Source organism: Allobosea sp. NPDC055594 (assembly GCF_053618995.1).
In genome coordinates this window covers 74,746-86,591 of record NZ_JBSHIO010000003.1, presented here as the reverse complement: position 1 = coordinate 86,591, position 11,846 = coordinate 74,746, and the positions used below count along the sequence as shown (strand labels likewise).

Genomic DNA, 11,846 nt, shown 5'->3' with positions numbered 1-11,846 from the left:
TCGACATGCCGATTAAGGTCAGAAAAAATCGAAGCGAGGCGCCGCCGCCGCCGTGCGCGCTCACCGAATGCATGGCGATCATAGAGGGCGCCTGGGCCCCAAATGTCATCTGGCAGTTGCGTGGCGGACCTCGCCGCTTCAGCGAGTTACGTATGGATATTCCGCCGATTTCCGCAAAGGTCCTCTCCCAGAGGCTCCGGGAATTGGAGCAACGCGGCGTCATCTCCCGACATGTTTTGGCGACGACGCCACCGACTGTCGAGTATCGCCTGACGCCCCTCGGAAGCGAACTGCTTCCGGCGTTGAACGCCATCGTCGAGGTTGGTCATAAGCTCAAGCTTGCTGGTTTTCACGCTGATCAACGTTCGTGATCGTGGTCTGCCACTCGACACCGTGCCAGCCGATTCGTTAAAAAACTCCGTTTCTGCGTAGGAATGCACAGTTTTGACTTGCTGGTTACTACGGATGTTTTTGGAGGCTTAAGAAACAACGCTGCCGCATCCTGCGATGATACCTCCTGCTGCTCCCAGAGTCGGGACCCTGAAAATGGCCGGCGCCGCCGGGCCGGTGTGACACACGGTTTCCGAAAGGAAGGGGGCATCAAGCGGGATCGCTTCTGGCCGACGAATGCGTAATTCGTGCGGGTCGCGCCGCATCTGGCGACGGGTAGAGGGGCAAGCCGCATGTCGATGACCGCCGGGTCATCAGCGGCATCATAAATGGTCTGGAATTCGACGGAGGCTGGATCGACGCATCGTCCGATCAGGACGCGCGCAAAACGCTCTGCGATGGCTTTCGGTAGCTGTACTGCTTTGCGACTTGTCCGGAATGAGGCCTCGGCCGGACCAGAAATTACTCTCGCGCAGCGCCGGCGTTGCTTTCGTACAATGGTGCCGTCCGCTTCGCTTTTCCGTGCGGCGATAACGCAATTTACACAAGGTCACCCCTATCAACAGCGACGATGCGGGGGGCATCGCAGCGCCGTCTTGCCCCCGCCGGAGCGGTCAGACGCGTCCGCAAAGAGGGGGTAGGGTTCGATGGAGATGTCCGTAAGCGGTGACCGTGCCGGTGTTCTGCATGGTGTCGTCGATCCCTCGCTGCTGCGGGATGAGCTGCTCTCCGAGATCTTCGAGGCTTCGGTCGTACGCACGCCCGAACGCACCGCGATCGTCTTCGAGGACCGGCGCATCAGCTATGCCGAGCTGAATGCGCAGGCCGACCGGGTCGCCCGGGCGCTGCGCCAGCAGGGGGTCAAGCCGGGAGAATTCGTCGGGCTGTGGATGTCGCGCTCGCTCGACCTGCATGTCGGCCTGCTCGGTATCCTGAAGAGCGGTGCCGCCTATATCCCCTTCGACGTCGACGCGCCGGCAGAGCGCATCGGCGAATGCCTGAGCGACTGCGCGGCGAAGGTCATCGTCATCGATGCCGTGACCGCCGGGAAACTCGACCGCGAGCTGCCGGCCACGGCGCGCGACTGCCTGGAACTCGTCGCCGAAGGCGGGGAGGGCGCACCGCTCGACCTGCGGGCCGATGGCGTCACGCCCGAAACCCCGGCCTATGCGATCTACACCTCGGGCTCGACCGGCAAGCCCAAGGGCATCGTCATCGAGCACCGCAACATCTGCCACTACCTGCGCTCGTCCAACGCGATCTACGGGATGACGCAGGACGATGTCTCCTTCCAGGGCGCCTCGGTCGCCTTCGATCTGTCGCTGGAGGAGATATTCGTCCCCTATCTCGTCAGCGCGACGCTCTGGGTCGCCTCCCAGAAGGTGCTCGGCGAAGTCGAACGCCTGCCGGAGCTGATGAATGCGGCCGGGATCAGCGTGCTCGACACCGTGCCGACCCTGCTCGCCATGCTGCCGCAGGACGTGCCGAGCCTGCGCATCATCATCCTCGGGGGCGAGGCCTGCCCGCCCTCGGTGAAGCAGCGCTGGTGCCGTCCCGGCCGGAAGATCTTCAATTCCTACGGCCCGACCGAGGCGACGGTTGTCGCGACGGTGGACGAGGTCACGCCCGAGGAGGTGGTGACCATCGGCGTGCCGATCCCGAACTACACTTGCTATGTCGTCGACGAGCAGATGCGACTGGTCGGCCCCGGCGTCGAGGGCGAACTGCTGATCGGCGGGCCGGGCGTCGCGCGCGGCTATCTCGGCCGCCCGGACCTGACCGCCGAGAAGTTCATCGCGAATCCCTTCCACCCGATGGCCGGCGATCCGGTGCTCTACCGCTCGGGCGATGCGGTCAGCGTCGCCGAGAACGGGAAGATCCTGTTCCATGGCCGCATCGACGATCAGGTCAAGCTGCGCGGCTTCCGGCTCGAGCTCGGCGAGATCGAGGCGCGGCTCTCCGACCTGCCGGGTATCGCGCAGGCGACGGTGGTGCTGCGCCGCGATGACGGCATCGACCGACTCGTCGCCTTCGTCGTGCCGGCCGCCGGTGCCGCGCTCGACCGCGCTCAGATCCGCAGCGCACTGAAGCAGACATTGCCGCCCTATATGGTGCCCTCGCATTTCGAGGAGATGGCCGAGCTGCCGCGCCTGACCTCGGGCAAGGCTGACCGCAAGGCGTTGAAGGCGGCGTCGCTCAGCGCCCCGGCCGAGACCGAGGAGCAGGAGGAACCGCAGACGCCGACCGAGGCTGCGCTGCTCGCGGCGGCGAAGCCGCTCTTCCCCGGCCAGAACGTCGGCTTCGATGCCGATTTCTTTGCCGATCTCGGCGGCCATTCGCTGCTCGCCGCGACCTTCCTGGCGGCGGTGCGCGGCAATCCCGACCTGCCGGCGATCACGCTGGAGGACATTTACAGCCTGCGTACCTTAAGGGCGATCGCAGCCCGGCTCGACGAGCGCGAGCAGGCTGCGGGCGGGCGCAAGCGGCGCGATCTCAGCTTCACGCCGCCGCCGCCGCTGCGCCGGGTGCTTTGCGGGCTGGCGCAGCTCGCCTGCATGCCCTTGCTGCTGCTGGCGCTGACCGGGCCCTGGCTCACCATCTTCGTGACCTATGAGCTGATCACCGTCGACGAGAAGGTCGAATTCCGCGAAGTCCTGATGCTGATGGGCGTCTACATGCTGGTGACGCTGGCGATCCTGATCGCCGGCATAATCGGCAAGCGGCTGGTGCTGTGGCGGACGACGCCGGGGCGCTATCCGCTCTGGGGCGTCTATTTCTTCCGCTGGTGGCTCGCCCGGCAGCTCACCTCCTTCATCCATCTCAACCGGATGCAGGGCACGCCGCTTGGGCCGTTCGTGCTGCGCCTGCTCGGCGCGAAGGTCGGCAAGCGCGTCTTCTTCAGCGGCTTCGAGGCCGGCGCGGTCGATCTCGTCGAGATCGGCGACGACGTCACCCTCGGCGGCAAGCTCAGCATCGCCAATGCCGAGGTGATCGGCAACGAGTTGGTGATCGGCAGGGTGACGATCGGCCAGGACGCCTATATCGGCACCTCCTGCGCACTCGGCCACGACACGGTCGTCGGCGAGGGGGCCGAGCTTTCCGACCTGACGGCGCTGTCCCCCGGTATGCGGGTCGGCGCCTTCGAGCACTGGGATGGCTCGCCCGGCCACAAGATTGGGTCCGTCGACCCGGCGAACTGGCCAGAGCACGCCCCGGCGCCCTCCGCTCCGGTCCAGGCCCTGCAGACGCTCTATTACGCGCTGCTGGTCCTGGCGATGCCGGCGCTCAGCCTGCTGCCGATCTTCCCGGCCTTCTACCTTTTCGACCGCTACGACACGGTCCTCCAGCAGATGGTCGGCGTCGACTATCACTGGTACCTGCCGGTGCTGACCTGGCCGACGGCGATGCTGATGATGCTCGGCACCGTGCTGCTGGTGACGGCGATCCGCTGGATCGTGCTGCCGAGCGCGCCGGCTGGCACGAAGTCGATCCATTCCGGCTTTGCGGTGCGCAAATGGACGGTCGGGCTCGCCTCGGACGTGATGCTCGACAGCCTGAGCTCGCTGTTCTCGACCATCTATATGCGGGTCTGGTACCGGCTGATGGGTGCGAAGATCGGCAAGGACACCGAGATCGCCACCAATTTCGCCGGGCGCTACGATACGATTTCGATCGGCGACCAATGCTTCGTCGCCGACGAGGTGGTGCTCGGCGACGAGGATGTGCGCCGTGGCTGGATGACCTCCGGCCAGGTCAGCACCGGTTCGCGCGTCTTCATCGGCAATGATTCCGTGCTGCCGCCCGGCGCCTCGATCCCAGACGGCGCGCTGATCGGCATCAAGTCGAAGCCGCCTGCCGACAAGCCGATGCAGCCGAACGAGACGCGTTTCGGCAGCCCGCCGATCCTGCTGCCGGCCCGCCAGCGCTTCGACGATGCCGATGTCGCCAAGACCTTCCGGCCGCCGGCCTGGCGGCGGGTGCTGCGGGCGGTGTTCGAACTGTTCAGCGTCTCGATGCCGACGATGATGTTCATCACGCTCGGCACCTTCGCCGCCGAATACGTGCTGTTCCCGGCACTGGAGAAGTCGCAGAGCTGGGCCGAGTTCGCGCCGGTCTTCATTGCGACCTGTGTCGCCTGCTCGATCATCCTGGCGAGCGTGGTGCTGGCGGTGAAATGGCTGCTGATGGGCGTCTACCGCCCCGGCAATCACGGGCTCTGGTCGTGGTGGGCGCTGCGCACCGAGGCGATGACGACCTTCTATTGGGGCACTGCGGGGGCGCTGTTGCTCAACGCGCTACGCGGCACGCCGATGCTGCCCTGGGTGATGCGGATGTTCGGCGCCAAGGTCGGCAAGGGCGTCTTCCTCGACAGCACCGACATCACCGAGTTCGACTGCGTCGAGATCGGCGACCATGCGGCGATCAACGCGACCTCCAATCTCCAGACCCATCTCTTCGAGGACCGGGTGATGAAGGTCGGCCGGATCGAGATCGGCCAGGGCACGGCGATCTCGGCGCTGACCACGGTGCTCTACGACACCCGAATCGGCGACTATGCGAGGCTGGGCAACCTCACGATCGTGATGAAGGGCGAGGCGATCCCGGCGCATACGCAATGGGCGGGAGCGCCGGCGCAGCCAGCGGCGGCGTAGGACGGTGGCGGGTCAGCGCAGGATGCTGGCGGCGAAGTCGCGGGCGATCTCGTCGATGCTCATGCGTTCGGGCCGGTACCATTCACCGGCCCAGTTGACCGCGCCGAGCAAGAGGAGACGCACCGCGTCCTGCGAGACGCCCGGGGCGAGGAGTCCGGCTGCCGCGGCTTCCGTCACCACTCCGCGCCAGATCTCCTCATAGCGTCGGCGCTCGACGCGGCAGTCCTCCTGGACCGCGGCCGGCAGGAAGGCGAAGGCACGGATGCTGGCCGAGGTGTAGGCGCTGTGCTCGAGCGAGGAGAGCAGGTGCGCCTTGATCGCCGCCTGCATCCTTTCGCGCGGCGATGCCGATGGCCCGAGTGCCATGAGCGCGCCCGTCACCGCCTCATGGACGACGCGCACGCCCTCGTTGACGACGGCACTGACGATCGCTTCCTTCGACGGGTAGTGATGATAGATGCTGCCGGCCTTGATCCCGACGCGGGCGGCGATCTCCCGCGTCGTCGTGGCGTCATAGCCCTGGCGGAGCAAAGCCGCGGCGGCGTCGAGGATCTGGCGGCGCGCGCCGCCTTCCGGGCGCTGGCTGCTCGCCGGATTGCCGGACGGGTCCTGTTTCACGGAATTTCGCCCCAGGCAGTGCCGGCGATCCGCCGGCGTCGCATCAGCAGCCGCGCGGAGCCCTGCTGGACAACCGTTCCAGCCTGGTTCTCCAGCGCGATGGCAAGCCCGATCAGGCCGTGATCAGGGTGCTTGACTGCTCGCATCTCGGTCACCTCGATGATGGCGCGGATGGTGTCGCCGGCGCGGACGGGAGCGCGAAAATCCCAGTTCACGCCGAGTAGCGCGATCACCGTTCCGTCGATCAGGTCTAGCCGTGAGGCCAGCCCGAAGGCAATGCCGATGCCCATCGGGCCATGGGAAACCGGGGTCTTGAACTCGGTCTTCGCGGCGAAAGCCGCATCGGTGTGGACGGGGTTGTAGTCGCCGGTGAGGCCGGCGAAGGCGCCGATATCAGCCTCGGTGATCGTCCGGCCCGGCGTGACGAAACGCTGGCCGAGCGAGAATTCGTCATAGACGCGCCCCATCGAAATCCTCCCGGTCTGCGGCAAGGCGCCCGCTGCGTAACCGCGCGGAAGGGCCTTGCCTATAACGGCTCCCTACCGGTAGTTAGGTAGCAATGCCGCGGCGCGCGAGCAAGGCGCTGGCCGGCAGGTTGCGGGAGGCTTGGGCGAATGCCGGTGATCGAGAGCAGGCTGCGCGGCGGGGCCGAGCAGGACGAGCGGCGGGCCGCTTATGCAGGGCTGGTCGAGACCTTGCGCGAGCGGCATGGACGGGTGCTGGCCGGCGGCGGCGAGAAGCTGCAGGCGCGCCATCGCGAGCGCGGCAAGATCCCGGTGCGCGAGCGCATCGACCTGCTCGTCGATCCGTTCTCGCCCTTCCTGGAATTGTCGCCACTCGCGGCCTGGGAGCTCTATGGCAACGAGGTGCCGGCCGCCGGCATCGTCACCGGTATCGGCATGGTCTGCGGCACGCCCTGCATGATCATCGCCAATGACGCGACGGTGAAGGGCGGCTCCTTCTTCCACGAGACGGTGAAGAAGCATTTGCGGGCGCAGGAGATCGCCTTCGAGAACCGTCTGCCCTGCCTCTATCTCGTCGATTGCGGCGGCGCCTTCCTGCCCGAGCAGGACCGGGTCTTTCCCGACCGCGACCATTTCGGCGGCAGTTTCCTGCAGCAATGCCGGATGTCGGCTTCCGGCCTGCCGCAGATCTCGGCGGTGTTCGGTGGCTGCACGGCGGGCGGCGCCTATATCCCGGCGCTCTCCGACGAGGTGGTGATGGTGCGCGGCACCGGCCGCATCCATCTCGGCGGTCCGCCGATCGTCAAGGCGGCGATCAACGAGATCGTCGATGGCGAGACGCTGGGCGGGGCCGAGATGCATACGCTGGTCTCCGGCGTCAGCGACTATCTCGCCGAGAGCGAGTTCGAGGCGATCGCCAAGCTGCGCGGCATCGTCGGCGCGCTGAACTGGCCGTCGGCGCCGCGCTCGCAGGCGCGCCTGGCGAGCCCGCCGCTCTACGATCCCGCCGAGATCGAGGGCATCGTCGGTACCGATCTGAAGCAGCCCTTCGACGTGCGCGAGGTGATCGCCCGCATGGTCGATGGCAGCGTCTTCGAGGCCTTCAAGCCGGATTATGGCGCGACCCTGGTCACCGGCTTCGCTCATATCCACGGCCAGCCGGTCGGCATCCTCGCCAATAACGGCGTGCTGTTCTCCGAAAGCGCGCTGAAGGGCGCGCATTTCATCGAGCTCTGCGACCAGCGCCGGATTCCGCTGCTCTTCCTGCAGAACATCACCGGCTTCATGGTCGGCACCGAGGCCGAGCGCGGCGGCATCGCCAAGCATTCGGCCAAGCTCGTCTATGCCGTCTCGAACGCCCGTGTGCCGCGCTACACCGTGATCATCGGCGGCTCCTATGGTGCCGGCAATTACGGCATGTGCGGGCGCGGCTTCCAGCCGCGCTTCCTGTTCGCCTGGCCCAATGCGCGGATCGCGACGATGTCGCCGGATGTCGCGGCGACGGTGGTGACCGAGCTACGGCGCTCCAGCCTGACGCGCGGCGCTGCCGACGAAAGCGAGATCGCAAAGGTCGACCGGGCGACGCGGGCGCAGTTCGAGGAGCAGAGCACGCCCTATTACGCCACCGCCCGGCTCTGGGACGACGGCATCATCGAGCCGGCCCAGACCCGCGACGTGATCGGGCTCTGCCTCGCGCTCGCCGCGCGCGAGGTCGAGCTGCCCGGGCATCGCCCCGTCTACCGGATGTGACCCAGATGATCGGCTCTCTTCTCGTCGCCAATCGCGGTGAAATCGCCGTGCGGATCATGCGCACATGCCGGCGCCTCGGCATCCGCACCGTCGCCGTCTTCTCCGATGCGGATCGCGATGCGCTTCATGTCGCATGCGCCGACGAGGCGGTGCGCATCGGCCCGGCTGCGGCGCGCGACAGCTATCTGCGCGCCGAGGCGATCATGGAAGCGGCAGCGCGCAGCGGCGCCGAGGCGATCCATCCCGGTTACGGCTTCCTCTCCGAGAAGCCGGACCTGCCGCTGCTCTGCCGGGAGGAAGGGCGCATCTTCGTCGGTCCTTCCGCCGAGTGCATCCGCGCCATGGGGCCGAAGATCGGCTCGAAGCTGATCGCCGAACAGGCCGGCGTGCCGAGCGTGCCGGGCTATGCGGGCGAGGACCAGTCGAACGCCGCGCTCGCCGAGGCAGCGGCGCGGATCGGCTATCCCGTGATGATCAAGGCCTCGGCCGGCGGCGGCGGCAAGGGCATGCGCCGGGTGTTCCTGGCGGTGGAACTCGTGCCGGCGCTCGACATGGCCCGCGCCGAGGCGCAGGCCGCCTTCGGCGATCCGGCGCTGCTGATCGAGAAGCTGGTGCTGCGCCCGCGCCATCTCGAAGTGCAGGTCGCCGGCGACAAGCACGGCAATGTCGTGCACCTGTTCGAGCGCGACTGCTCGGTCCAGCGCAACAACCAGAAGGTGCTGGAGGAGGCGCCGGCGCCGAACCTCGTCCCGGCGATCCGGGCCAAGCTGCTGGAGCGCGGCGTCGCGCTCGCCCGGACCATCGGCTACGACAATCTCGGCACCGTCGAATTCATTCTGGAGAACGGCTTCGACGAGCCCTGGTTCCTGGAGATGAACACCCGTCTACAGGTCGAGCATCCGGTGACCGAGGCGATCACCGGCTACGACCTCGTCGAATGGCAGATCAGGATCGCGGCCGGCGAGCGCCTGCCGGCGCTGCAGCACGAGATCCGTGAGAGCGGTCATGCGATCGAGGCCCGGATCACCGCCGAGCGGGCCGATCAGGGCTTTCGTCCCGATGCCGGCCGGATCGAGGGGTATCGCGAGCCCGGCGCGATCCGCATCGACAGCGGCGTACGCACCGGCTCCGAGGTGACGCTGTTCTACGATTCGCTGCTCGCCAAGGCGATCGCCGCCGGGAGCGACCGGGCCGAGGCCTGCGCCCGGCTGGCGGCAGGCCTGCGCGATTTCGCCATTCTCGGCCCGGCGACGACGCTGCCCTTCCTGGCCGATGCCGTCGAGCACAAGCTCTTCGCCGAGGGCCGGGCGACGACACGCTTCATCGAGGAGGCCTTCCCGGAGGGCTGGGTGGCCCGGCGGCCGCACCACCGTCTGGCGCGCGCCGCCGCCGTCCTGCTCTGGCTCGCGCGGCAGGAATCGGCGCGGCCGGGCGGCGATGCCTGGGCCGGGCTGTCCGGCTTCCGCATCCTGGCGCCGGCGGGCGGCCTCGCCACCAGCCATCTCGTCGCGAGCGAGGAAGGCAAGGCGACGCGGCTGGAGGTTCGGGCCCTGCCGGACGGCGGGCGTGCGGTCCGCGACGAGGACGGTGAGATCGTGCTCATCCTGCACAGCGGCGGCGAGAGTTTCGAGGTCACCTGCGAGGGCAGGCTGTTGCGCGGCAGCCATGCCGTCGCGAACGAACGCGTCAGCCTGATGCTCGACGGCGAGAGCTTCGATTTCAGCCTCGCGAGCGCGACGCGGATCGCGGCCGGAACCAATGGCGCGGCGTCAGGATCGGGCGCGGTGCTCGCTGCGATGCCGGGCGTGGTCGCCGAGGTCCGGGTGGCGCCCGGCGAGCAGGTCGAGGCGGGGCAGGTCGTCATCGTGCTCGAATCGATGAAGCTGTTCACCTCGCTCAGCGCCGAGATCGCCGGCACCGTCGCCGACATCGCCTGCCGGACGGGCGAGACGGTCCCGGCCGGCAAGCGCTTGGTGCTGATCGAGCCGGCTGCCTCCTGAGAAGCGCGCCGGCCCCGCCGGAAAAGCGGTTCAGGCGCCTGCCTGAGCGTCCAGCAGCGCGGCGGTATCGAGCAGGCCACGGCGGCGCGCCGCCTCGGCCGGCATCAGCCCGGCGGCGTTGCGTGCCTGCCGGTCGGCCCCCAGTGCCAGCAGGAGCTCGGTGAGGTCGGCGGCGCTCTGATCGTCATCGGGCAGGCAGAACAGTGGCGGCTCGCCGGAGCGCGTCGGCGCAGTGGCGAGCGCGGGATCGTCGGCGAGCAGCGCCTCCAGCCTTTCGCCTTCGCCGGCACGGCAGAGCGCGCCGATGTCGCGACTCTGCGCGGCGAGAAGCGCCTGTGCGGCGCTCGCGCCCTGGTGATGGGCCCAGCCGAGCGGCGTCGCGCCGAAACGGCGCTCCACCGGATCGATCTTAGCGCCGGCCGCGAGCAGCAAGGCGATGATCTCGACAGCATCGGCGCCGGCCGCCTCGTGCAAGGTGCGCACGCCGTCGCGGCTTTCGGCATCGGGGGACAGGCCGAGGCCGAGCGCCAGGGCGGCGATTTCGGGACGGCCCTGGCGGATGGCGACCTGCATCGGGCCGGTATCGAGACGAAACTCGGGATGCGCCTCCAGCAGCCGGCTCGCCTCGACGTCGTCGGCACGGGCGATGGCGGCGATGAAGGCCTCGCGCTCGCCGAGTTCGACCGGGGCGGCGCCGTGATCGAGCAGAAGCGTGACGAGGTCGTCGCGGCCGTCGAGCAGCGCCTGCCTGACCAGGCTGTGCTTCGTGTGGGCATTGACCGCGTCGGCATGCGCGCCATGGGCAAGGAGCCAGGCGGCGCGCCGGGGTTGGCGCGGCACGGCATTGCCGAGCAGGTAGTCGAGTGGCGGCGCCGGCAGTTCGCGGATCGGCTCGTGCCAGCGGCCCTGCTGACCGCGCTTCGCCGTTTCGTCCCAGAAGAGTTCGAGCCAGAGCGTCGCGTCGGCGCCGAGCGAATTGTTGTAGAGCGCCTGCCCGTCGAGCGGATCGGCCCCGTGGGCGATCAACAGCCGGGCCAGTTCCTGCGCCTGCGGATGGGCGGGCTGGCCGTTCTCGCCGCCACCGACGGCGCCGGTCAGGGCGGTGAAATGGTTGCTGCCATCACTCCAGAAGCCGTTGGCGTCTGCGCCATGGGCAAGCAGGAGTTCGGCGATCCCCGGCGCATTCGCTGCCGCCGCGTGGTCCGGAAGCCGGGTGAAGGCGAGGCGGAGCAGCGGCGTCCAGCCGTCGAACTCGCTCCGGTCGGTCGCGAGAGCGGGATTCTCTGCCAGGAATGCGCCGATGGTGGCGAGGTCATGGGCGGCGACGGCGGTGTGGATGTTGTCTCGGGCGATTTCGGGGTGGCGTTCGAGCAGGTGCAGGGCAAGCGCGCCGCGGGCAGGGCGGTCGGCCTCATAACCTCCCCATTGCTGCGTGCCGGGCCGGACGCCATAGCGCAACGCCGATTTTTCCAGGAATAGCGCGACGACCGCCGCCTTGCCGCGCGCCCCGAGCTCACGGGCCGCGAGTTCCTGCTTCAGCGCCGCCCAGCTGGCGAGGCCGTATTCGCGGGCGAGGGCATGCTGGACCTCGCGCAGCTTCGGCAGGCGGGACTGGTTCTGGGCGTGCCAGCGGGCGAGGGCTGCGCCGTCGCCGGCCTCGATCTCCTTCAGCCAGCGTTTGGCCTGGCGGCGGATGGTTTCGAGGTTCGAACGGGGCGTGAGCTCGCGGACGGACAAGGACATGGTTCTTCCTTCCGGAAAGAGCCTGATGTCCGCTTCACAGGCCGGAAGAAAGCGATGGTGAGATGCGCTCTAGCCGATTTGGGTGGGAGCAGGCTCCCTTGCCGCGGACAGGTGGCGCCCCATGCGCTCTGCGGCGATGAGAAACGCATGGCAGCGGGGAAGTCAATGCGATGGCTTGCTCCACCGTCATGCTCGCCCTTGTGGCGAGCATCCACGTCTTGAACACTGCC

7 protein-coding genes and 1 pseudogene are annotated in these 11,846 nt (G+C 68.2%); 5 read left to right on the top strand and 3 right to left on the bottom strand.

The window, feature by feature from the left end; genetic code table 11:
• The first annotated feature begins 5 nt into the window (after window positions 1–5).
• The 3 genes and pseudogenes from ACWGRX_RS07530 (at window position 6) to ACWGRX_RS07520 (ending at window position 5,042) form a co-directional block, all read left to right on the top strand.
• The gene (locus ACWGRX_RS07530) at window positions 6–371 is read left to right on the top strand and encodes a winged helix-turn-helix transcriptional regulator (RefSeq protein WP_291634622.1); all 366 of its coding nucleotides are present in this window, start codon (window positions 6–8) and stop codon (window positions 369–371) included.
• A gap of 302 nt (window positions 372–673) precedes the next feature.
• Window positions 674–784, top strand: a pseudogene (locus ACWGRX_RS07525) (IS5/IS1182 family transposase); the annotation flags it as partial.
• A 253-nt stretch (window positions 785–1,037) separates the two neighbouring features.
• On the top strand, window positions 1,038–5,042 hold the full coding sequence (locus ACWGRX_RS07520) for a Pls/PosA family non-ribosomal peptide synthetase (RefSeq protein ID WP_452117028.1): 4,005 nt from the start codon (window positions 1,038–1,040) through the stop codon (window positions 5,040–5,042).
• 12 nt (window positions 5,043–5,054) lie between these two features.
• Here the strand turns inward: ACWGRX_RS07520 and ACWGRX_RS07515 are convergent, their stop codons facing one another.
• Complete coding sequence (locus ACWGRX_RS07515; protein WP_452117027.1) at window positions 5,055–5,660, bottom strand: TetR/AcrR family transcriptional regulator; 606 nt, start codon at window positions 5,658–5,660, stop codon at window positions 5,055–5,057.
• Window positions 5,657–6,127 (bottom strand): MaoC/PaaZ C-terminal domain-containing protein, encoded by a 471-nt coding sequence (locus ACWGRX_RS07510; RefSeq protein ID WP_452117026.1) that lies wholly within the window; start codon window positions 6,125–6,127, stop codon window positions 5,657–5,659. The genes ACWGRX_RS07515 and ACWGRX_RS07510 overlap by 4 nt, the downstream gene beginning before the upstream one ends.
• Window positions 6,128–6,274: 147 nt before the next feature.
• On the opposite strand from ACWGRX_RS07510, the gene ACWGRX_RS07505 reads away from it, so the two are divergent.
• A complete protein-coding gene (locus ACWGRX_RS07505; RefSeq protein ID WP_452117025.1) occupies window positions 6,275–7,873 on the top strand; it encodes an acyl-CoA carboxylase subunit beta in 1,599 nt (532 codons plus the stop codon).
• Between the two features lie 5 nt (window positions 7,874–7,878).
• Window positions 7,879–9,873, top strand: a complete 1,995-nt coding sequence (locus ACWGRX_RS07500; RefSeq protein ID WP_452117024.1) for an acetyl/propionyl/methylcrotonyl-CoA carboxylase subunit alpha — start codon at window positions 7,879–7,881, stop codon at window positions 9,871–9,873.
• Between the two features lie 30 nt (window positions 9,874–9,903).
• Here the strand turns inward: ACWGRX_RS07500 and ACWGRX_RS07495 are convergent, their stop codons facing one another.
• The gene (locus ACWGRX_RS07495; protein ID WP_452117023.1) at window positions 9,904–11,616 is read right to left on the bottom strand and encodes an ankyrin repeat domain-containing protein; all 1,713 of its coding nucleotides are present in this window, start codon (window positions 11,614–11,616) and stop codon (window positions 9,904–9,906) included.
• Between the last annotated feature and the right edge of the window lie 230 nt (window positions 11,617–11,846).